At 73.2% G+C, this 21,309-nt stretch carries 18 protein-coding genes; 7 read left to right on the top strand and 11 right to left on the bottom strand.

Going from position 1 to position 21,309, the window contains the following annotated elements; all coding sequences use genetic code 11:
- Nucleotides 1-33: 33 nt before the first annotated feature.
- Entirely contained in the window at nucleotides 34-678 is a 645-nt protein-coding gene (locus tag B9S64_RS29030; protein WP_103491157.1) for a class II aldolase/adducin family protein, read from the bottom strand.
- On the bottom strand, nucleotides 675-1,958 hold the full coding sequence (otnK, locus tag B9S64_RS29025) for a 3-oxo-tetronate kinase (protein ID WP_103491158.1): 1,284 nt from the start codon (nucleotides 1,956-1,958) through the stop codon (nucleotides 675-677). The genes B9S64_RS29030 and otnK overlap by 4 nt, the downstream gene beginning before the upstream one ends.
- A gap of 219 nt (nucleotides 1,959-2,177) precedes the next feature.
- Between otnK and B9S64_RS29020 the strand changes: the two genes are divergently transcribed.
- The 3 genes from B9S64_RS29020 to B9S64_RS29010 all read left to right on the top strand — a co-directional run bounded on the left by B9S64_RS29020 (nucleotide 2,178) and on the right by B9S64_RS29010 (nucleotide 5,822).
- Nucleotides 2,178-3,587, top strand: a complete 1,410-nt coding sequence (locus B9S64_RS29020) for a homoserine dehydrogenase (protein ID WP_103491159.1) — start codon at nucleotides 2,178-2,180, stop codon at nucleotides 3,585-3,587.
- Nucleotides 3,587-4,945 (top strand): gluconate:H+ symporter, encoded by a 1,359-nt coding sequence (locus B9S64_RS29015; protein ID WP_103491160.1) that lies wholly within the window; start codon nucleotides 3,587-3,589, stop codon nucleotides 4,943-4,945. Before B9S64_RS29020 ends, B9S64_RS29015 begins: the two co-directional genes overlap by 1 nt.
- An 85-nt stretch (nucleotides 4,946-5,030) precedes the next feature.
- Nucleotides 5,031-5,822, top strand: a complete 792-nt coding sequence (locus B9S64_RS29010; protein WP_103491161.1) for a DeoR/GlpR family DNA-binding transcription regulator — start codon at nucleotides 5,031-5,033, stop codon at nucleotides 5,820-5,822.
- Nucleotides 5,823-5,905: 83 nt separating this feature from the next.
- Here B9S64_RS29010 and B9S64_RS29005 read toward each other — a convergent pair whose 3' ends face one another.
- The 8 genes from B9S64_RS29005 to B9S64_RS28970 all read right to left on the bottom strand — a co-directional run bounded on the left by B9S64_RS29005 (nucleotide 5,906) and on the right by B9S64_RS28970 (nucleotide 15,259).
- Complete coding sequence (locus tag B9S64_RS29005) at nucleotides 5,906-6,460, bottom strand: EF-hand domain-containing protein (RefSeq protein ID WP_109492163.1); 555 nt, start codon at nucleotides 6,458-6,460, stop codon at nucleotides 5,906-5,908.
- A gap of 200 nt (nucleotides 6,461-6,660) precedes the next feature.
- A complete protein-coding gene (locus tag B9S64_RS29000) occupies nucleotides 6,661-6,903 on the bottom strand; it encodes a LapA family protein (RefSeq protein WP_103491162.1) in 243 nt (80 codons plus the stop codon).
- 60 nt (nucleotides 6,904-6,963) lie between these two features.
- Nucleotides 6,964-8,736 carry a CocE/NonD family hydrolase gene (locus tag B9S64_RS28995; RefSeq protein WP_258317590.1) on the bottom strand — a complete coding sequence of 591 codons (1,773 nt, stop codon included), beginning with the start codon at nucleotides 8,734-8,736 and terminating at the stop codon, nucleotides 6,964-6,966.
- Nucleotides 8,737-8,878: 142 nt separating this feature from the next.
- The gene (locus B9S64_RS28990; RefSeq protein WP_103491164.1) at nucleotides 8,879-9,838 is read right to left on the bottom strand and encodes an LD-carboxypeptidase; all 960 of its coding nucleotides are present in this window, start codon (nucleotides 9,836-9,838) and stop codon (nucleotides 8,879-8,881) included.
- Nucleotides 9,835-11,850, bottom strand: a complete 2,016-nt coding sequence (locus B9S64_RS28985; RefSeq protein ID WP_103491165.1) for a prolyl oligopeptidase family serine peptidase — start codon at nucleotides 11,848-11,850, stop codon at nucleotides 9,835-9,837. The genes B9S64_RS28990 and B9S64_RS28985 overlap by 4 nt, the downstream gene beginning before the upstream one ends.
- Before the next feature lie 21 nt (nucleotides 11,851-11,871).
- Nucleotides 11,872-13,215 carry a M20/M25/M40 family metallo-hydrolase gene (locus B9S64_RS28980; protein WP_103491166.1) on the bottom strand — a complete coding sequence of 448 codons (1,344 nt, stop codon included), beginning with the start codon at nucleotides 13,213-13,215 and terminating at the stop codon, nucleotides 11,872-11,874.
- The gene (locus B9S64_RS28975) at nucleotides 13,208-14,041 is read right to left on the bottom strand and encodes a M55 family metallopeptidase (protein WP_103491167.1); all 834 of its coding nucleotides are present in this window, start codon (nucleotides 14,039-14,041) and stop codon (nucleotides 13,208-13,210) included. Before B9S64_RS28975 ends, B9S64_RS28980 begins: the two co-directional genes overlap by 8 nt.
- A gap of 216 nt (nucleotides 14,042-14,257) precedes the next feature.
- A complete protein-coding gene (locus B9S64_RS28970) occupies nucleotides 14,258-15,259 on the bottom strand; it encodes an aldo/keto reductase (protein WP_103491168.1) in 1,002 nt (333 codons plus the stop codon).
- Between the two features lie 116 nt (nucleotides 15,260-15,375).
- On the opposite strand from B9S64_RS28970, the gene B9S64_RS28965 reads away from it, so the two are divergent.
- Complete coding sequence (locus B9S64_RS28965) at nucleotides 15,376-16,266, top strand: LysR family transcriptional regulator (protein ID WP_103491169.1); 891 nt, start codon at nucleotides 15,376-15,378, stop codon at nucleotides 16,264-16,266.
- Nucleotides 16,267-16,279: 13 nt separating this feature from the next.
- Here the strand turns inward: B9S64_RS28965 and B9S64_RS28960 are convergent, their stop codons facing one another.
- Nucleotides 16,280-17,302 (bottom strand): hydrolase, encoded by a 1,023-nt coding sequence (locus tag B9S64_RS28960; RefSeq protein ID WP_103505123.1) that lies wholly within the window; start codon nucleotides 17,300-17,302, stop codon nucleotides 16,280-16,282.
- Nucleotides 17,303-17,596: 294 nt separating this feature from the next.
- On the opposite strand from B9S64_RS28960, the gene B9S64_RS28955 reads away from it, so the two are divergent.
- Genes B9S64_RS28955 through B9S64_RS28945 form a run of 3 tightly spaced genes read left to right on the top strand, consistent with a single transcriptional unit; the run spans nucleotide 17,597 to nucleotide 21,281 of the window.
- Nucleotides 17,597-17,980 (top strand): hypothetical protein, encoded by a 384-nt coding sequence (locus B9S64_RS28955; RefSeq protein WP_109492162.1) that lies wholly within the window; start codon nucleotides 17,597-17,599, stop codon nucleotides 17,978-17,980.
- Nucleotides 17,980-20,211 carry a bifunctional polysaccharide deacetylase/glycosyltransferase family 2 protein gene (locus B9S64_RS28950; RefSeq protein ID WP_103504989.1) on the top strand — a complete coding sequence of 744 codons (2,232 nt, stop codon included), beginning with the start codon at nucleotides 17,980-17,982 and terminating at the stop codon, nucleotides 20,209-20,211. The genes B9S64_RS28955 and B9S64_RS28950 overlap by 1 nt, the downstream gene beginning before the upstream one ends.
- Nucleotides 20,211-21,281, top strand: a complete 1,071-nt coding sequence (locus B9S64_RS28945) for an acyltransferase (protein WP_103489711.1) — start codon at nucleotides 20,211-20,213, stop codon at nucleotides 21,279-21,281. The genes B9S64_RS28950 and B9S64_RS28945 overlap by 1 nt, the downstream gene beginning before the upstream one ends.
- Nucleotides 21,282-21,309: the final 28 nt, after the last annotated feature.

Raw genomic sequence — 21,309 nt, 5'->3', positions numbered from 1 at the left:
CTCCCGCACGCCCTGCCGCCGCGCCGCCGGTCGTCAGCGGTGGTCGTCCCAGGGGGAGTCGTACGTCCGGGCGAGCTGCCCGGCCTCCTCGGGGGTGAGCAGCCGTGCGGGCCGCTCGCCCAGGGTGAGGAGCAGGGCCGCCACCTCCTCCAGTTCCACCGCCGCCTCGACGGCGCGCGCCATGGTGGTGCCGGCGAGGACCGGGCCGTGGTTCTGGAGGAGCGCGGCGCGGAACGGGAAGGGCAGCCGGGCCATGTCCTCGGCCTGGCCCGCGTCGCCGGGCGGCGCGTACGGGAGCAGCGGGGTCTGGCCGACCCGCATCACGTAGTACGGCGTGAGCGGGGGTACGGCGCTCCGCGGTGACCAGGGAGGAAGGCAGGAGACGGCGGTGGCGTGCCGGGCGTGCAGGTGGACGACGGCACGGGTGGTGGCGTCCCGCCGGTAGAAGGCGCTGTGCAGGGGGAATTCCTTGGACGGGCGCGGTCCGGCGAGGTGGACGCCGTCGAGGCCGAGTTCGCTGAGTCCGTCGGGGTCGATCGCGGCGAGGTCGGCGCCGGTGGGGGTGATGAGGACGCGGTCCCCGGTCCGGACGCTGAGGTTGCCGGAGGAGCCGGGGCTGAGTCCGAGTGCCGCGAGCCGGGCGCCGGCGGCGGCGAGGTCGGTGCGGGGGTCACTCATACCAGCGCGCTCCAGGCTTCCGTGAAGATGGCGGTGTCGCCGAAGTTGCCGGACTTGAGGGCGAGGTCCACGGTGTGTTCCCGGTCGTGCGCGCGTCCGTCCGCGCGGGCCCAGGTCACACCCGGCGCGATGGGCGCGCCGATGGCTAGGGTGCGGACGCCGAGGGCGGTGACGACGGCTCCGGAGGTCTCGCCGCCGGCCACGAGGAGCCGGCGCGCGCCCGCGGCGACGAGGCCGGTGGCGCAGGCGGCGAGGGCCCGCTCGACGAGTTCGGAGGCGGCGGGGCCGTCGTGCGGCGTGGAGTCGTCGAGGTCGGCGAGGTCGCCGACGGCGTAGATCAGCGGTGGCTTCGCCGGGTCGTCGTCCCAGGCGCGACGCGCGAAGCCGACGAGCTCCGCGACCGTGCCGGCGAAGTCGGCGCGCAGGGCGGCCAGGTCGAGCTTGCGGTGCGGCAGCCGGGTCCTGGCGTGGGCGACCTGGGCGCGGGTGGCAAAGGACGCGCTGCCGGAGAGGACCACACCCGGGTCGCCGGGGGCGGAGGCGGGGGTGGCGCGGGCGGCCTCGGTGTGCGGGCCGGTGAGGCCGAGGGCGAGTCCCGCCGCGCCGGTGACCAGGGTGAGGTGCGCGGTGGCCGCGCAGACGGTGACCAGGTCCTCGTCGCTCACCGCGTCCACGACGACGAGCGCGTCCGCGAGGCCGGGGCCGTCGAGGGCGCTCCGCAGGGCGTCGGCCCCCTTCCGTACCGTGTCGAGGCCGACGAGCCGGACCGGGTGGCCGGTCTGCGGGGTGAGGAGCCGGCCCAGGTGGGAGTCGCGCATGGGGGTGAGCGGGTGGTGCCGCATGGGGCTCTCCTCCAGGAGTTCCCCGTGGACGCGGAGGAGCCCCTGGTCGACGGTGCGCCCGGTGGCGGGGAACGAGGGGACGACGACCGTACGGCGTTCGCCCAGCTCCGCGAGGAGCGCGTCGGTCACCGGCCCGATGTTGCCGCGGGGGGTGGAGTCGAAGGTGGAGCAGTACTTGAAGTAGTAGCGCTCGCAGCCGGCCTCGCGCAGGGCGCGCAGGGCGGTGAGCGAAGTACCGACCGCTTCGTCCACGGGTGCGGTGCGCGACTTGAGGGCGACGACCACCGCGTCCGCGTCGCGCACCGTCCGGCTTCCCGCGCTGTCGGAGAAGGCGTCCGTGCCGACGGTCACCACGGTCCGGTGCCCTCGGGCGACGAGCATGGTGGCGAGGTCGGTGGCTCCGGTGAAGTCGTCGGCGATGGCCCCGAGGGTCGGCATCGGACCTCCTTGCGTTGGGGGGGTGCGGTGCCGGGCGGAGTGTCCCGGCGGGCTGAGTGTCCCAGCGATCCGCCTGTGAAAAAATGTTAACAGACTTTACGCAGACGAAATCTGCTGGTACATCTTGTTAACACGCTCCCCTGTGTGGTGCTCGTGCCGTTGCCGAGACCGCGTCTCCGGAGCCGTTGAACCGAGCCGTGCGCCCGTCTAGGAGAGTCCATGAACTTGCAACACCTGTTCGCCGGTACCGGCGACCGGACCGTGCGCTACGCGCTGTCCGGGGCCGGCGGCGGCTTCGCCCGGACCCTGCTCGCCCAGACCCCGCGCATCGGTCGTCTGGCCCCCGCCGTCCTCTGCGACCGTGACGTGGAGCGGCTGCGCGGGATGCTCGTCGAGCTGGGCTACGACGCCGGGCGGCTGCGCGTGTGCGACGGCCCCGACGAGGTCGCCCGCACCGTCGAGGAGGGCTCCGTGGCCCTGGTCGCGGACGGCTCCCTGCTGTCCGCCGCCCCCTGGGACATCCTGGTCGAGGCCACCGGAAGCCCCGCCGACGGATACGCGATGGCCCGTGCCGCGCTGACCGCCGGCCGCCACGTCGCCATGGTCAGCAAGGAGGTCGACTCCGTCGCCGGGCTGCACCTCGCCGACCTGGCCCGTGACCACGGCGTCGTCTACAGCACGGCCGACGGCGACCAGCCGGCCAACCTCATCGCCCTGGTGACCTGGGCCGAGCTGCTCGGCCTGGACATCGTGGCGATCGGCAAGTCCAGCGAGTACGACCTCGTCTTCGACCCCGGAACCGGCTCGGTGACCCAGCTGGACACCACGGTCCCCGCCCCGGAGCTGGCCGGGCTGCTCACTCTCGGCTCCGACCCGCGCGCCACCCTCGCCGCGCGGGCCGCGGCCGTGACCGCCCTGCCCACGGGCGCCACCGCCGACTACTGCGAGATGGCGGTCGTGGCGACGAACACCGGCTTCCGGCCGGACACCGAGCGACTGCACTACCCGGTCGCCCGGATCGCGGAGCTGGCCGACGTCTACGCCCTGCGGGAGGACGGCGGCGTGCTGCACCGCGCCGGTGCCGTCGATGTGTTCAGCGCGCTCCGGCTGCCCGACGAGGCCTCCTTCGCGGGCGGTGTCTTCGTCGTCGTACGGACCGGCGACCCGGTCACCTGGGAGACGCTGCGCGGCAAGGGCCACGTGGTCAGCCGGGACGGCCGGTACGCGGCGGTCTACCTCCCGTACCACCTGATGGGCGTCGAGACCCCCGTCTCGCTGCTGTCCGCGGTGCTCCACGGACGGCCGTCCGGCGGGACCGACCCGCGGGCCCACGCCGTGCTCGCCGGCCGTGCCCGGCGCGACCTGCCCGCCGGCACCGTGCTGGACATGGGCGGGCACCACCACGACGTCACCGGTGTCCAGGCCGTCCTGCTCCGCGACGAGGACGCCCCCGCCGACACGGCCCCGCTGTACCTCGCCGCCCACACCGCCCTCGGGCGCGACGTCCGGGCCGGCGACCTGATCACGCTCGGCGACCTCGCCGACGCGCACCCCGAGCTGCTGCGCGCCTGGACCTCCGGGCGCGCCTCACGCACCACCCAGTCCTCCGATCCCCACGCGAGCCGATGATGAGCGCCGACCTCCAGAACCTCCTGCTGGGCGCGGCCGCGGTCGTCGTCCTGATCCTGCTGATCACCAAGGCCAAGCTCCACCCCTTCCTGGCGCTGGCCCTGTCCGCCCTGGGCCTCGGACTCGCCGCGGGCCTCGGGCCCGGCGACACCGTCGGCCACTTCCAGGACGGCTTCGGCGACGCGCTGAAGAGCACCGGGCCCACGATCGGGCTCGGCACCATCCTCGGCGGCATCCTGCTCGGCTCCGGCGGTGCCGACCGGATCGCCACGGTCTTCATCGGCGCCCGCCCGGTGAAGTGGATCCCGACGGCCATCACGGCCGCCGCCCTGCTCATCGGGATGCCGCACCTCTTCGACGTCAGCTTCGTGATGCTGGTGCCGCTGGTGTACGCGGTGGCCAAGCGCACCGGCACCCATCTGCTGTACGTGGGTCTGCCGCTCGCCGCCGGTCTGTACATCTCGCACGGCCTGCTCCCCCCGCATCCCTCCCCCACCCTGGCCGTCTCGGCGTACGGGGCGAACACCGGCCTGACCATCATGTACGGCCTGATCATCGGTATCCCGATCGCGGTGGTCAGCGGACCGCTGCTGACGAAGTTCGCCTCACGCTGGTTCGGCCCGGCCCCGGACCTGGACAAGGGCCCCATCCCGGAGAGCAGCCCCGAGCCGGAGAACCGCAAGCGTCCGGCCTCGTTCGTCCTCGCGCTGATCACCGTGCTGCTGCCGCCCGTCCTGATGCTGATCGGGACCGTGGGCACCTCGAACACCGCCGAGGGCTCGCTCCCGTACGCGATCTTCGAGGCGTGCGACTCCTCCGTCATATCGCTGCTGGCAGCGGTGGTCTTCGCCTTCTTCGCGCTGGGTCTGCGCTCCGGCTTCGGTCTGAACCAGCTCCAGAAGATGGCGGGCAAGGGGCTCGGCCCGGTCGGCGGGATCGTCCTGATCCTCGGCGCCGGCGGCGGCCTCAAGGCGATGCTGACCGCGACCGGGATCGACAAGCTGATCTCCGACTACGCGGTGGACTGGTCCATACCCCCGCTGCTGCTCGCCTGGCTGGTCGCCGCGCTGCTGCGCATCTGCCTCGGCTCGGCGACGGTGGCCACCGCGGCGGCCACCGGTATCGTCGCCCCGCTGATCGGCGCCTACCCGGGCCTCTCGCCCGAACTGCTGGTGCTGGCGACGGCGTCGGGCGCGGTGATGCTCTCGCACGTCAACGACTCCGGGTTCTGGCTGTTCAAGGAGTACTACCAGCTCTCGGTGGCCCAGACCTTCCGTACCTGGACGCTGATGCTCTCCCTCCAGTCGCTGCTCAGCCTGGGCGGAGTGCTCCTGCTGAGCACGTTCGTCGGCTCCTGAGCCGCGCCCGGTTGGGAGGGTGCCGGTGGGAACGGCACAATCGAGCAGCGGCCGCGGTGGCCGCGTGAGGAAAGGTGAACAAGCGGTGGCCGAAGAAGAGCAGTTGCCCCTGATCCCCGATCAGCGACGCGAGCTGCTGCTGAAGCACCTGCGGCGCGACGGTGTGCTGAGCGTGCAGCAGATCACCCAGCTCTTCGGCGTGTCCCACATGACCGTCCGCCGCGACATCGCCGAACTGGAGCGCCGGGGGCTCGTGTTCTCCGTGCCCGGCGGGGCGCGGATCGCGAGCCATCTGCACAGCGAGCCCAGCTTCCAGGCGAAGGCCCTGATCGAGCAGCCGGAGAAACAGGCCATGGCCGCGGCCGCCGCGGAGCTGGTACGGGAGGGCATGACCGTCTATCTGGACGCGGGCACGACCCTGTTGGCCATGGTGCCGCTGCTCGCGCGCCACGAGTCGCTGACGGTCGTCACCAACGACTTCACGACCGTGGACCGCCTGATGGAGTACACGCACCTCGACGTCATACACATCGGCGGCCAGGTGGACCCGTCCAACCGGTCGAGCGTCGGGCGGCTCGCCGCCACGACACTGCGTCAGCTCGCCCTCGACGTCGCCTTCATCAGCACCAGCTCCTGGGACCTGCTGCGCGGGGTGACCACCCCGTCGGCGGCGAAGGTGGAGGTCAAGCAGGCGGCGATGGAGTGCACGGGGTCCAGCGTGCTGGTCGCCGGGTCGTCGAAGTACGGGACGTTCGGGAAGTTCCGGGTGGCTCCGCTCAGCGCCTTCGACACCGTCGTCACCGACCGCTCGCTGGCCGAGGCGGCGGCCGAGGGACTCCGCGCCGGCGGCGCCGACCTGCGCCTGGCCGGTGCCTGAGGTCCACCCCGGCCGGCCCCGGGTGCCCCGTTCCCTCCGTCGGCGGAACGGGGCACCCGGGGTCCGGCGGCGGGCCGGGCCGGTCAGGCCGGCGGGCCGACCGGACCGAGCAGGTGGCTGCCCGGTGCGTCCGGGTCGGTGCTGAGATAGAAGTCGGAGACGGCCGAGCGGAACTCCTCGCGGCTGATCACGCCGTTCCCGTCAAGATCCAGCCGGGTGAACGCCTCGCCGGAACGCTGCGGCGGGATGCCCAGCGCGTCGTACATGCGCACGTACTCGTCGCGGCTGAGGACGCCGTCACGGTCGGTGTCGAGGGCGTTCATCAGCGCGTCGATGATCGCCATGACGGCACCCTCGAAGTGCTCGGGGGAGGTGACCTCACGCTCCATGACGGTGATGAACTCCTGCCGCGAGACCCGCCCGTCCCCGTCCGCGTCACCGTGCGTGAGCAGGAGCCGCCACCACCGCCCGAACGCGTCGCGCATGGCCGCGAGGTCGGCCTCGTCGCCCCACGCCGCCACCTCCGCGAACGCGGCGGCGGTCCCCCGCATGTCGTCGTGTGTCAGCTGCCCGTCGCCGTCCTGGTCGAACCAGGTGAACAGGGTGCCGAACTTCTGGCCCTTCACGGCATGCGTCATGCGGTCGTCCTCACCCCGGGGGCCACGCACGGCGCATGGCGCTCTCCCCGCACGCTAGGCAAGGACGGCGGCGCCACGCCATGGCCGCCGGGCGCGTCCATCACTCCGGGTGAAGGCTGGCGGACAAACCCGTGCGGCGGAATCGGCCGGAAACCGGCTGGGCCCGGGGGCGGGTCCGGGGCGGCGCGGGAAGCCGGCGGCTACCGGCGGCGACGGCGGTGCAGCGCGTACCCGCCGCAGAGCAGGCCCACCACGAACATCCCGAGCAGCGCCGCCCAGAGCGGCATCGTGACCTTCGGGACGATCACACGGATGGTGACGTCCTCCGTGTTCACGCAGATGAAGACGATCGCGAGCACGGCCAGGACCGTCACCGCGATCCGGGCGGGGCTGAACGCGCCGGCGGTCCGGGCGTCCGGGTGAGGGGCATCCTTGGGGCTCATGGCGCAAGGGTCCCGCCCGCACGCGTCCCGGGCAGTGCGGGGCCGCCGAACGGGTGACGGTCAGCCGGTCACCGGCAGTTCCAGGACGCCCGTGTCCCCCGGGGCGCTGATGACGGTGACGGTCCGGAGCCCCCGGTTGCCGAAGTACGCCGTGTCGCTGCCCGCGATCACGAACCGCAGCCGGTGCCCCGTCCCGTACCGGTGCACGATGCCCGGCAGCTCGACGGTGAAGGGGCGGGTGACGTCGGGCACCCGCACCGGCGCGACCAGGCGGTTCACCAGCGTCTGCGTGCCGTCGGGGGCCACGTCGTACACCTTGGCGAAGAGGACGAGCCGGTCCGCCGCGTCCCCGCTGTCCTGGACCCGTTCGGTCGCCGGTGAGTGGACCCTCAGGGTCGCCCTCGGGGCTCCCACGACGTCCAGCGGGGCGGTGAGCGGGGTGCTGGTCCAGCCGAGGTAGGTGCCCTTCGTGTCGTACGGCGCGGGGTCCCTCAGTCCGATGAGACCGGCCAGGGAGCTCTCGGAGTGGCTGGTGGGCAGGGGCCGGTTGGTGTAGGCGCGGCTGCCCGCGGCGACCTCCGAGCGGCGGTCCACCAGAGTGCCGTCGCCGGAGAGGTAGAGCGTCCGGGAGGGCGCGGGGACCGTGGCGGCCGTGCCGTAGCCGCTCTCCCAGTCACGGTAGTAGGCGAACGCGGGCCCGGTGTCGGTGCCTTCGTCCTGGCGCAGGTACCGGTCGAACCAGGCGAGGACGCGCTGCCCGACGTAGCTGGTCTCCAGATTGCCGGCGGCGAGGTCCAGTTCACCGGGGACATGGCCGCCGCTGTGGCCCCAGGCCTGCCAGATCATCTTCGCCGTGGTGCCCCGCGCCAGCAGCGCCTGGTAGGTGGCGGTGGCCTCGTTGAGGTTGAACAGGCTGTCGGCCTGCCCCTGGACGAGGAGCGTGGGGGCCGTGACACCCGTCAGATAGGAGGCGGGCGAGACACCCCGCAGATACGTCAGCGTCTCCCGGGTGCGGTCGGCCGGGAAACGGCCGGAGTTCAGCAGACGGATGGCATCGCAGGCCCGGGTGGCGAAGTGCGCGCAGGTGAGGCGGTTGAACCGGGACGGGTCCAGGCTCGGGACCAGGAGCGGCTGGCCCTCGCCGATCAGGTAGAACCCGTTGGTCCACTGCCACTTGAAGACACCGGGGGTGCCGGAGGAGACGCCGTCGCGCGCGTCGGTGGCGTTGGGCGCGAGCGCGTACCCGAGGTCGTTCCAGGTGACCAGCGGCACCAGGGCGTCCACCCGGTGGTCGGTGGCGGCGGTGGCGAGCTGGACGGCTCCGCCGTACGAGCCGCCGATCATGCCGACGCGGGGGTCGCCGGGGCCGTCGGAGAGGACGTAGTCGGCCGTGGTGCCGTCGTCGGCGGCGCGTGTCCCGGCGAGGAAGTCGATGAGCCCGGAGGCCGCCTTCCCGTCGATGTCCGGGGCGTCGAGGGTGATCAGACACCCGGACCGGCCGAAGCCGAGCCCCGAGTAGACGAGGGAGACATAGCCACGGGAGGCGAACGCCCTGCCGAGCGCGTCGGTGGTCCCGTCCGACTTGCTGCCGCCGAAGCCGTTGGTGGCGAGCACCGCCGGTGCGGGGTGCTCCGCGTCGGCACCGGCCGGGCGGTAGAGGTCGGCGTCGACCGTGCAGGAACGGTCACCGGCCCGCACCGTGAACTCCAGTGCGGTGACCCGGAATTCTCCGGCCGCCGCCGGTTCCGCGCCGGCCAGGGCGAGCGGGACCAGGAGCGCCGCCCCGGCGAGGAAGGCGAGGGGGCTGCGGAACCTGGAGACAGTACGCGACACATGGACCTCCACGCCGAGAGCACCTTACCAACTGGTAAGGAACAGTCCCGACCATGGTGTGACAGGCATCACGTCACTGTCAACGCACGAATCGGTGGTTTGCGTGACGAACCCTCAGGTCGGAGCGACGATCGACGGGCCGTCAGGTCAGCGCGGGGACCTCGGTGGTGAGCGTGCACCGCCCGCCGTCCGCCGGGGCGTCCAGCACGGCCGGTACACCGAAGGGGATCGTCAGCGCCGTGGGACCGTGCCCGAATCCCAGCTCCTCGACGACCGGGACGCCCAGTTGGCCGAGCCGGTCGGCGAGCACCGCCCGCACCGCCGGATAGGGGCCGCAGCCCTCCCAGGAGCCGCACGCGATCCCGGCCACGCCGTCGAGCGCGCCGGTCCGCAGCAGCCGGGTGAGGATGCCGTCGAGCCGGTACGGCTCCTCCGTGACGTCCTCCACCATCAGCAGTCCGCCGTGGGCCGAGGCGCGGGCGCCCGGGGTGCCCGCGTCGGCGGCGAGCAGACCGGCGCAGCCGCCGTAGGTGAGACCCCGGGCCCGGCCGGGGACCAGCGCCGCCGCCCCGTCCAGGCCGAGCGTCCGCACCGATTCGGGCGCGAACAGGGTGGCGCGCAGGGCGTCCTGGGTGGCCGTGTCCTTCAGGAAGACCTCGGTGGCGACCATCGGGCCGTGCAGGGTCGAGAACCCGGCGCGCAGCGCGAGCGCCTCGTGGAGCACGGTGATGTCGCTGTACCCGACGAACACCTTGGGCCCGGCCGCCCGGATCGCGGACCAGTCCAGCAGGTCCACCGTCCGGTGCGCGCCGTACCCGCCACGGGCACACAGGACCGCGTCCACGGAAGGGTCGCACCAGGCCTCCTGGAGGTCCCGGGCGCGGTTCTCGTCCGTGCCCGCGAGGTGGCCCAACTCAGCGTGGACATCAAGGACATGACGGCCCACCACGGGATCCAGTCCCCAGGCGCGCAGCAGGTCGAGACCCGCCTCCAGCCGGTCGGCGGGGACCGGGCCGCTGGGGGCGACGACCGCCACGCGGGCGCCGGGCCGCAGCCGGGCGGGCCGGGTGAGGGGCGCGAGCGGCCGGGGACGGACGGTCACCGGCCGAGGTCCAGGACCGCGACGTCGGTCCGCTCGAAGCCGAACACCTGTGCGTACAGCGAGAGTTCGGCCTCCAGCGCGCGGACCAGAGTGTCCGTGCGGCGGAAGCCGTGGCTCTCCCCGGCGAAGGCGAGGTAGGCGTGCGGGATGCCCCGGCCCTCGATCCGGGCGAGGAAGCGCTCGCACTGCGCGGGCGGGCAGATCGGGTCGTCGAGCCCCTGGAGCAGCAGGAAGGGCGCGGTGAGCCGGTCGGTGCGGTTGATCGGCGAGCGTTCGCGGTAGCGCTCGGGCACCTCGGCGTAGGGTCCGACGAGCGATTCGAGGTAGCGCGATTCGAAGTCGTGCGTCTCGCCGGTCGCCCAGCCTTCGAGGTCGAGGATGGGGTAGCTGATCGTCCCGCAGGCGTACACGTCCGTGCCGGTCAGGGAGGCGGCCGTCGTCCAGCCTCCGGCGCTGCCGCCCCGGATCGCCAGCCGGGCGCGGTCGGCGGTGCCCTCCTCGGCCAGGGCGAGGGCCACGGCGGCGCAGTCCTCCACGTCCACGACGCCCCACTGCCCGGCCAGCCGTTCGCGGTAGGCGCGGCCGTAGCCGGTGGAGCCGCCGTAGTTCACCTCGGCGACGCCGATGCCCCGCGAGGTGAAGTAGGCGATCTCCAGGTCGAGTACGAGCGGGGCGCGTCCGGTGGGACCGCCATGGGCCCACACGACGTACGGCGGCGGTTCGTCCTCGGGGCCCGTGCGGTCGGGGTGGCGAGGCGGGTACACCTGCGCGTGGACCTCCCGGCCGTCCCGCCCGGTGAAGACGCGGACCTGCGGCTCGGGGTAGTACGCGGGGTCCACGGGGTCCTCGTGGTGCGCCCCCAGGATCCGGGTGTGCCCGGTCGCGGTGTCCAGTTCGACCACCTCGGCCGCGCCGACGGGGCTGGCGGCGATCCCGATGACCCGGGTGTCCTGCGTGGCGAGCGTCTCGGTCCACTCGGTCCAGGGACCCACCGCGTCGACCAGTTCGCCGGTCTCCGGGTCGAGGACGCCGAGGCGCTTGCCGCCCAGGCCGTGCAGGACGGCGACCAGTCCGCTGTCCAGCGGCCGGAACCAGCTCAGCCCGATCTTCCACAGCGGCCCGCCGAACTCCTCGCCCCGGCCGGGGCAAAGCCGGCTGCTGGGGACGACGGCTCCCGGCGCGGCGTCCGGCCGGATCCGCTGGAGCTCCCACCAGCCGGAGATGTCCGAGACGAACAGCAGGGTGCCGTCCTGGTCCCACTCCACCTGGACGACCGATTCGTCCGTGGCGCCGACGAGCGGCCGCACACCCGTGAAGGTGCCCTCGGCGGTGACCTCGGCCACCATCACGACCGTGCCCTCCCACGGCATCCGCGGGTGGTCCCAGGCGATCCAGGCGACCCGGCGGCCGTCGTGGGAGAGCTTGGGACCGGTGACGAACCGGTGCCGGTCGTCGCTGAGTTCACGTACGGCGGCGCGGTCGTCGGCGGCCGAGCCGTCCAGCGGTACGGCGGCGATCACCCGGCGCACATCGGTGGGGGCCGGGCCGGTGAACTCCTCCAGCACGCACCAGACCTCGCCGTGCGCGCCCCGGTCCAGGTGGAGGTGCGGATCGACCCAGCGCAGGCCGCCACCGGTGCCGGAGACCGGGGTGAGCGGCCGGGGCGGCTCCGAGCCGTCCGGGGCGTACGCGTACAGCCGCTGGTCGGCGAAGTTCACGAAGACGGCGAGCGGGCCGCCTTCCCCGGGCGGGCGGGCGGCACCGGCCCAGGGCACCCCGCCGTACTCGACGACCTGGCTGCGCGGGTTCCAGGGCTCGGGCAGCACGGTCGTGGTGGTGCCGTCGGCCCGGCGGCGGACCAGGGCGCGGCGGCCGCCCTCCGCCGGACGCGGTTCCGTCCACCACACCTCGTCGCCGACGGTGCCGACGTACTCCGGCCTGCCGTCGTGCGAGGCGGCCAGGGCCGCGTCGATCGGTGACGGCCATGTGCCGTACGCCGCTGTGGACGCCATGGGCGGTTCCCCCCTCGTGGGTCAGGCGGTACGCAGGAAGTGGTCCAGGACCCGGACGCCGAAGTGCAGGGCGTCGACCGGGACCCGCTCGTCGACGCCGTGGAACAGCGCCTGGTAGTCGAACCCGACGGGCAGCTTCAGCGGGGAGAAGCCGTAGCCGGTGATACCGAGCCGGGAGAACTGCTTGGCGTCCGTGCCGCCCGACATGCAGTAGGGAACGGCGTGCGCACCGGGGTCGAACAGCTCGACCGCGGCGCACATCCTGGCGTACGTCGGCGAGTCCAGCGGGGCCTGGAGCGGGATCTCACGGTGGTCGAACTCCCAGTGGACGCCCGGCCCGGTGAGCCGGTCCAGGGTCTCGTGGAACTCCTCCTCACCGCCGGGCACCATCCGCCCGTCGATGTGGGCGGTGGCCCGGCCCGGGATGACGTTGACCTTGTAACCGGCGTCCAGCATCGTCGGGTTGGTGCTGTTGCGGACGGTGGGGGCGACCAGGTCGGCGGCGGGGCCGAGCTTGCCCAGCAGTTCGTCCACGTCGAAACCGGGCGCGTCGAGGTCGGCCTCCATGTGGTGGAGCGCGGCGATCTCGACGAGTGCCGCCCGTACGGTCGGGGTGAGCCGCACCGGCCACTCGTACGCCCCGACGCGGGCGACGGCGGCGGCCAGCGCGCTGACCGCGTTCGCCTTGTTGACCTTCGAGCCGTGGCCCGCCTTCCCCTCGGCGGTCAGCTTCAGCCAGGCGGTGCCGCGCTCCCCCGCCGCGATGGGGTAGAGCGACATCCCGGGGCCGGCGTGGAAGGTGAAGGCACCGGACTCGCTGATGCCCTCCGTGCAGCCCTCGAACAGCCCGGGGTGGCGGTCGGCGAGGAAGCCGGAGCCGTCGGCTGCGCTGGCCTCCTCGTCGGCCGTGTAGGCGACGACGATGTCCCGGCGGGGGCGCACCCCGGCGCGGGCCCAGGCCCGGACGACGGCCAGGACCATCGCGTCCATGTTCTTCATGTCGACGGCGCCGCGCCCCCACACCACTCCGTCGCGGACCTCCCCGGAGAAGGGGTGGACGCTCCACTCGGCGGGGTCGGCGGGCACCACGTCGAGGTGTCCGTGGACCAGCAGGGCGTCGGCGGACGGGTCGGTGCCCGGGATCCGGGCGACCACGTTGGTCCGGCCGGGCGTCCGCTCCAGCAGGAGCGGTTCGAGACCGGCGCCGGCCAGCCGCTCGGCGACGTACTCGGCGGCCGGGCGCTCGCGGCAGCTGCCGTCACCGCTGTTGGTGGTGTCGATGCGGATCAGTTCCGAGGTGAACGTGACCGACTCGTCGAGCGCCCGGTCGTCGACCGGTCCGGACGGGATCGTCGCCTCAGCCATACTGCTCCTCCACGGCGGCCGACACGATCGTCGTCACCGCCTTGAACGTGCGGATTCCTTCGTACATCGTCGCGCTGGTGTAGGCCACGCGCCGCTCACCGCTCGGCACCACGCCGGGAACCACCGTCGCGGCGCCCGCCAGATGCTCGGCGTCGAATTCGAGTTCCACCGTGAAGGGGCCGCCCTCCGCCGGGGCCACACGGCCCGCGAGCGCGGTGGCCTGCTGGGCCGCGGCCCGGATGTCGGCGGCCGTACGCGCCGGGGTGCGGCACACGGCGGCGTACCGCGAGACGTAGTCCTTCACGGCCACCTTGCGGGCGTCGGGGGCGTACAGCTCCGCGTCCCGGCAGGTCAGGTCGTCGCCGGTGACCAGGACGACCGGGACGCCGTACTCGGCGACGACATGGGCGTTCAGCAGGCCCTCGCTCGCGCGGACGCCGTTCAGCCAGACGCCGGTGACGGAGTTGGCGAGGTAGGTGTGGGCGAGCACGCCCTCCGTGCCGGCGCCGGTGTGGTAGCCGACGAACGCCACGCCGTCCACGTCTCCGTGCTGGACGCCCTCCACCATCGAGAGCGACTTGTGCTTGCCGGTGAGCATCTGGACGCGGTTGTCGAGCTTCTCCAGGAGGAGGTTGCGCATCGTCCAGTGGGCCTCGTTGACGAGGACCTCGTCGGCGCCTCCGTCGAGGAAGCCGAGGGCCGCGGCGTTCACGTCGGAGGTGAACAGGGAGCGGCACCGCTCCCACTGCGGGGTGCCGGGCAGCACGTCGGCCGGCCAGGTCACTCCGGTGGCGCCCTCCATGTCGGCGCTGACGAGGATCTTCACGATGAGCGGTCCCTCTGGCTGGTCGCGGGGCCCTCTTTCCGCCGTCCGGCGGGAAGAGGATCTTCGTGCCGCATCACGGTACGCGCCGGGGCGGCACCGGACCAGAGCAGTCGGCGCCTGTCACTGGTCCAGTCCGGTGGTACCGGCGTCCGCCGCCCGCCCGGGGACCACCGGAACGGGCGGCCGTCGCCGGCCCCAGGGCCCCGGCGACCGCGTTCAGGGGCGGCCCGCGCCCTTGACCAGCTCGTCGATCCGGGCCAGCTCCGCCTCGTCGAACTCCAGGTTCCGCACGGCCTCGACGCTGTTCTCCAACTGGGTGACGCTGCTGGCTCCCACGACCGCGGAGGTGACCCGGCCGCCGCGCAGCACCCAGGCCAGCGCCATCTGCGCCAGGGACTGTCCGCGCTCCCGCGCGACCGTGTCCAGCGACCGGAGCCGTTCCACCAGCTCGGGGGTGACGGAGTCGGCCGACAGGAAGGAGCTGGCGCCCGCCGCCCGCGAGCCCTCCGGGATGCCCTGGAGGTAGCGGTCGGAGAGGATGCCCTGCTCCAGCGGCGAGTAGGCGATGGAGCCGGTGCCCAGCTCGTCCAGGGTGTCCAGCAGTCCGTCCTCGACCCAGCGGTCGAGCATCGAGTAGCGCGGCTGGTGGATGAGGAGCGGAGTGCCCAGCTCCTTCAGGATCCGGGCGGCCTCACGGGTCTGCTCGGCGGAGTAGTTGGAGATCCCGGCGTACAGCGCCTTGCCCTGGCGCACCGCGGTGTCCAGGGCGCCCATCGTCTCCTCCAGCGGGGTGTCGGGGTCGGGGCGGTGCGAGTAGAAGATGTCGACGTAGTCGAGGCCGAGCCGCCGCAGACTCTGGTCCAGGGAGGAGCGCAGGTACTTGCGGGAGCCCCACTCCCCGTACGGGCCGTCCCACATGTGGTAGCCGGCCTTGGTGGAGACGACGATCTCGTCCCGCAGACGGGCGAAGTCCGTCTTCAGGGCGCGGCCCATGGTCAGCTCGGCGGAGCCGGGCGGGGGGCCGTAGTTGTTGGCCAGGTCGAAGTGGGTGATGCCCAGGTCGAAGGCCCGGCGGAGGATCTGCCGCTGGCTCTCGGGCGTCCGGTCGCCCCCGAAGTTGTGCCACATCCCGAGGGACAGCGCGGGCAGCAGCAGGCCGCTGCGTCCGGTGCGCCGGTAGGGCATGGCGGTGTGGCGGTCGGCGGACGGAAGGTACATACGAGCACTCCACGGGAGAGATCCGGGCCAGGTGTGGCGGGTTCCAGCCTGGCGCAGAAAGATCCAGCGGTCCAACAGGAGATTCCGCTGGGATTCATCGCCTAGATTGCTCAATCATGGAACTGCGTCAGCTGGAACACTTCGTCGCCGTCGCCGAGGAGCGGCACTTCACCCGTGCGGCCGAGCGGCTGGCCGTCTCCCAGTCCGGGCTGTCCGCGTCGGTCCGGGCACTGGAACACGAGCTGCGGACCCCGCTCTTCAGCCGCACCACGCGTACGGTGCGGCTGACCGAGGCGGGGCAGGCACTGCTCGTGGAGGCGGAACGCACCCTGGCGGGGGCGCGGGCCGCCCGGGACGCGGTGGACGCCGTACGGGGGCTGCTCCGGGGCACGCTGACGCTGGGGGTCGAGCAGTGTGTGGCCGGGGTGAGTCCGGCCCGGCTGCTGGCGGCCTTCCACCGGGAGCACCCGCACATGGAGATCCGGCTGCGCCAGGAGGGTACGTCCAGCCTGCTGGAGGGGGTGGCCGGCGGGCGGCTGGACCTGGCGTTCGCGGCCACGGTCAGCCCTCCGGAATGGCGGGGCGAGCTGGTGCCGCTCGCACGGGAGCGGATGGTCGTGCTCTGCGCGCCGGGGCACCCGCTGGCGGACGGGCCCCGGGTGGAGTGGACCGCGCTGCGCGGCCGGTCCTTCATCGACTTCCACCCGGACTGGGGGCCGAGGCGGGCGGCCGACGAGGCGTTCGCGGCGGCCGGGGTGCGCCGCACGGTGGGCCTCGAAGTCAACGATGTGCACAGCCTGCTGGAGCTGGTCCACGAGGGGCTGGGCATCGCGGTGGTGCCGCACCACTTCTCCCGCAAGCCGGAGGCGCGCGGGCTGGGCGTGGTGGAGTTCGCGGGTGCGCGCCCGCCGGGCTACCGGAGCGTGGTGGTGCTGCCGCCCGCCCGGAGCCTGAGTCCGGGGGCGAAGGCCCTGATGGAGCTGGTCCGCCAGGACGCGCCGGGCTGAGCCGTTCGCGCGCTCAGTCCGTCTCCGCGGCTCCGGCCAGGGCTTCGGCGAAGGCCCCGTCCTCCTGGTCCACCCCGCTGCATGTGTCGGCGGCCGTGGTGGTGTCCTCGCCGTCGGCGCAGGCCCGGTCGCGGAAGGTCGCCCACAGGGAGAGCGCCCCGACCCCCTTACGGGAGGCGAAGGTGCGCAGGGACGCGGCGTCGGCGAGCGTGAACGTCTCTCCCGCCACGTCGTTGACGCCGGCCATCACCGTGACGTGCAGCGAGCGCCATGCCGCGCCCTCGGTCAGCCCGAGGACGTCCATGAGCTGGTCGTGGGCGGCCTCGGCGGCCTGTTCCGCGTAGTCGCCCATGTCACCGTCGTGGGCGGAGCCGTAGTTCATGGCCATGATGTTCACCGCGGACACCTCGACGCCCTGGTCGGCCGCGTCCTGGAGGACGGCGAGTCCGGTGTCCTCCAGTCCGTCCGGCATGGCGGGCAGGGTGTAGGTGACGTCGAGGCCACGCTCCTTCTGGAGGAGGGCGAGGGCCTCGTCGCGGCGGGTGAGGGAGGCGGTGTCGGTGAGCGCGTCCCCCTCGATGTCGAAGTCCGCCTTGGAGGCACCGACGGCGTCGAGGGCCTCGGCGTAGGCGTCGGCCAGTTCCTCGGCGCTGTCGCAGGCGAGGGCCGCCTCGGTGCCCGCGGCCCCGCCGAAGGACACCCTGAGGTCGGCGCCGGTCGCGGTGAGCGCCGCCGCCCGCGCCGCGACCGCCGTGTCGCCGACCGCGGCGGTACCGCCCCAGACGGGTGTGCAGCGGGACCCGTCGGCGGTGACGAAAGCCAGGTTGTACGTGTCGGGGGACCCCGCGCCGTCGGTGGCCGCGGCGGTCGTGGCGCTCACGTACGGGGTGAACGCGGTCTCGGCGGGCGCCGAACGGGGCGGCGGCGCCGAGCCGTTGGACTGGTCGGCCGCCGTTCCCGTCGCGCAGGCGGAAGCGGCGAGGCCGAGCGCGACCACTCCGGCGACGGCGGAGAACGCCCGTGTGCGCGTTCGCATGGAGGTTGCACCTGCTCTCGGTTCGTCCGCCCGTGGGCCGGTGACCGGCGGTGGCGGGGGTACCACGAACCTCTCATACCGGCAGTCGGCACGAAGACACAGCTCGCTCATGGAAAGGGTCCGCCCGAATCGGGTCCGGCCGCCAACTCCCTTAGGGAGCAGGCCCGTACCCGCGGCCAGGCGGTGCGGTGGCGGTCCGCGGCTCTCAGCGTCCCGACAGGTTCGCCGCTCCTTCACAGCGTGCGGCCAGCGGGAGTCCAGACTTCGCACATCTCGCTTCGCCAGCATGCGCACATGCAATCCGACCCCGACATCGAGAAGGACCCGGCGCCGCGCGGCCGACGCCGGGCACACCCGGTCCGCCGTCGCCGCGGCGGGCGCCGCCGGGCAGCCGAACGGCCCCAGGACGGGCCCGTGTTCGTCGACGCGTCCGGCCGCCGGGCCCGCCTCCTGCGACGCGCCGGTGCGCTGATGGGGCTGGCGTGTGCCGGTTACGCCGCCGTACTCGCGCTGGCCTTCATGGGGGGCATTTCCGTGGCGCCCTCGCGGTTGCTGCCCTTCGGCGGCGGGCCCGCCGCGGAGGCCGGTCCGGGCGGGGCTCCCCCCGGTGGCGGCGTGCCGCCGAGCGGGGCGCCGTCCCTGGCGCCTACCGGCTCCGGCTCCGGTGGGGCGGGCTGATGGCCTCCTCCCGCCGCAGGCACGCGGGCGTCGGCCGGATCGGCCGGATCCGGAACCAGGCGGTCCCGAAGCCCCGTGCGGTCATGGCCCTGCTGCTGTTGCTGGGCCTCGTCTCGATGATGCTGCTCGACGGCTATCTGCGCACGGAGATCGGTTCCGACCGGCGGGTGCGCTCCGACGCCTCCGCCGACTCGGTGCCCGACGAGGTCCTGGACGGAGGCCCCTTCCTGAGCTTTCCGGGTGGAGAGGCCCGTACCGAGTCCGTCCCGGCCAAGACGATCGTGCTCACCTTCGACGACGGACCGGACCCCGAGTGGACCGGCCAGGTGCTCGACATCCTCGACGAGAACGAGGTGCCGGGCACCTTCTTCCTCGTCGGCTCGATGATCTCGCGCCACCCGGACGTGGTGCGCAGGATGGTCGACGAAGGCAACGAGGTCGGGGCGCACACCTTCACCCACGTCGACCTCTCCTATCAGAGCGAGGCCCGCGTCAAGCGTGAGATCGCCCAGACCCAACTGGCCCTGGCGGGAGCTGCGGGCATCACGACGACCCTGTTCCGGGCGCCCTACTCGTCGACCAACGACGCGATCGACGACTACAGCTGGCCCGTCTACCAGCGGCTCGGCGCGATGGGGTACACGAGCGTCTTCATCGACACCGACAGCGAGGACTGGCAACGGCCGGGTGTGTCGAAGATCGTCGAGTGGGCGACGCCGAAGAGCGGCGAGGGCGCCTCGGTGCTCTTCCACGACGCGGGCGGCGACCGGTCCGAGACGCTGGCCGCGCTGCCCGCGTACATCAAGAAGATGAAGGCGAAGGGCTACACCTTCACCACCGTCAGCGGCGCCCAGCGGCGGAGCGCTCCCGGCGACGGGGACGCCGCCGCCCCGTCCGGCACGGTGGCGGGCGACGCCGAGCAGGCCGCGCACCGGCCCGCCGACACCGTCACACGGTGGGAGGGCCGCGCCCTGCTCGCCGCGGTCGCGGTCGCGGAGTGGACCGTGCCGGGGCTCGCCGTCCTGCTGGCGGTGGTCGGGGTGGCCGTCATCGCCCGGTTCGGCCTGATGCTCCTGCTGGCCCGCCGTCACCACCGGCGGCGCAACCGCCGCGGGTTCCGCTGGGGCCCGGAGGTGACCGGGCCGGTGACGGTGATCGTGCCGGCGTACAACGAGAAGGAGTGCATCGCGGCCACCCTGAACTCCCTGGCGGCGAGCACCCACCCGGTCGAGATCCTGGTCGTCGACGACGGATCGACCGACGGCACGGCGGAGATCGCCGAGTCGCTGGGACTGGCGAACGTACGGGTCGTGCGGCAGGAGAACGCCGGCAAGTCCGCGGCGCTCAACCACGGGGTGCGCCAGGCCCGTCACGGCATCGTCGTGATGATGGACGGCGACACCGTCTTCGAACCCGACACGGTCCACCACCTCGTCCAGCCGTTCGCCGACCCCGCCGTCGGCGCCGTCGCCGGAAACGCGAAGGTCGGCAACCGCTCGACGGTGATCGGGGCGTGGCAGCACATCGAGTACGTCATGGGCTTCAACCTGGACCGCCGGATGTACGACCTGCTGCGCTGCATGCCCACCATCCCCGGAGCCGTCGGCGCCTTCCGCCGCGAGGCGGTCCTGGAGGTGGGCGGCATGAGCGAGGACACGCTGGCCGAGGACACCGACATCACCATCGCCCTGCACCGGTCGGGGTGGCGCGTCGTCTACGCCGAGCACGCCCGTGCCTGGACCGAGGCGCCCGCCTCGCTCGGCCAGTTGTGGCGGCAGCGCTACCGCTGGAGCTACGGCACGATGCAGGCGCTGTGGAAGCACCGCGGCTCCGTGACCGACCGGGGGCCGTCGGGCCGTTTCGGCCGGGTCGGTATGCCGCTGGTCGTGCTCTTCCAGATCGTCACCCCGGTGTTCGCCCCGCTCATCGATGTCTTCACCCTCTACGCGATGCTCTTCGTGGACTTCCGGGCGTCGCTGCTGGCCTGGCTGGCGGTGCTGGGCGTCCAGCTCTTCTGCGCGGCCTACGCGTTCCGCCTCGACCGGGAGAGGTACCGCTTCCTGCTGATGCTGCCGCTCCAGCAACTGGCCTACCGGCAGCTGATGTACCTGGTGCTGATCCACTCGTGCGTCACCGCCGCGACCGGTGGCCGGCTGCGCTGGCAGAAGCTGAAGCGCACCGGCGAGGTGGGCGCGCCCGATCCGGCCGCCCCCCGCTCCGGGGCGCGGTGATGGCGGGTACGCACCGCAGGACGGCACCGGCGCCCGCGTCCCCGGCGGGCACCGCCGTCCGCGACCGCTGGTTCGACGTGCTGCGGGCGTGCGCACTGGTACGGGTCGTGGCGTACCACACCTTCGCATGGCCCTGGCTGGGTTACGTCTTCCCCGCCATGGGCGTGATGTTCGCCCTCGCCGGATCGCTGATGGCCCGTTCGCTGGAGCGGCCCGCGCTCACGGTCCTTGGGGGGAGGCTCCGCCGGCTGCTGGTCCCGGTCTGGGCGTTCGCCCTGGTCCTCGGCGCGGCGATGCTGGCGCACGGCTGGAGACCGGGGTGGGACGCCCTGTACTGGGTGCTGCCGGTCGGGGATCCGCCGGGGAACGCGTGGGGCGAGCAGGCGTGGGCGGTGCTCTGGTACCTGCGTACGTATCTGTGGTTCGTCCTGCTGTCGCCGCCGCTGCTCCGGCTCTTCCGGCTCGCCCCACTGCCGGTGCTCGCGCTGTCACTGGTTCCGGTGGTGGTGCTGGAGACGGTGACGGGCGTGCCGGACGGGCGGCCGGGCGCCGCGCTGAGCGATCTGTCGGTGTTCCTGTTCTGCTGGCTGCTGGGCTTCGCGCACCGGGACGGGGTGCTGGACCGGTTGCCCACGCCGAGGGCGGTGGCCGCGGCGCTGCCGCTGATGGCGGCCGGTGCCTGGTGGGCGCTGCGCCACCCGGCGGACGGCTCCGTCGACCTGGACGACGTCCCGCTCGCCCAGGCGCTGTGGTCGGCGGGGTTCGTGCTGCTCCTGCTCCGTCTGCGGCCCCGCTGCGGCATGCTCGCCCGCCACCCGGTGGCCGACCGCGTCGTCGGGGTGTTCAACGCACGCGCCGTGACCGTGTACCTGTGGCACGAGGTGGCGTTGATGGCCTCGGTCCCGCTGATCGACCTGTTGTGGCGGGTGGAGGTCCTGGAGCGGTCCGGCGTACTGGACAGCCTGTGGGCGCAGTTCGCTGTCGCCTGGGTGCTGATCGGCGTGGCGGTGCTGTGCCTCGGCTGGGTCGAGGACGTCGCGGCGAGGCGGGGGGCGCGTCTGCTGCCGTGAGCGAGTGAGCGACGGGTGTGCGGGCGTC

This window comes from Streptomyces sp. SM18 (assembly GCF_002910775.2).
In the GTDB taxonomy this organism is placed as follows: Bacteria; Actinomycetota; Actinomycetes; order Streptomycetales; family Streptomycetaceae; genus Streptomyces; species Streptomyces halstedii.
Note: the sequence above shows the minus strand (reverse complement) of the source record. Positions and strands in the feature narration are given on the sequence as shown.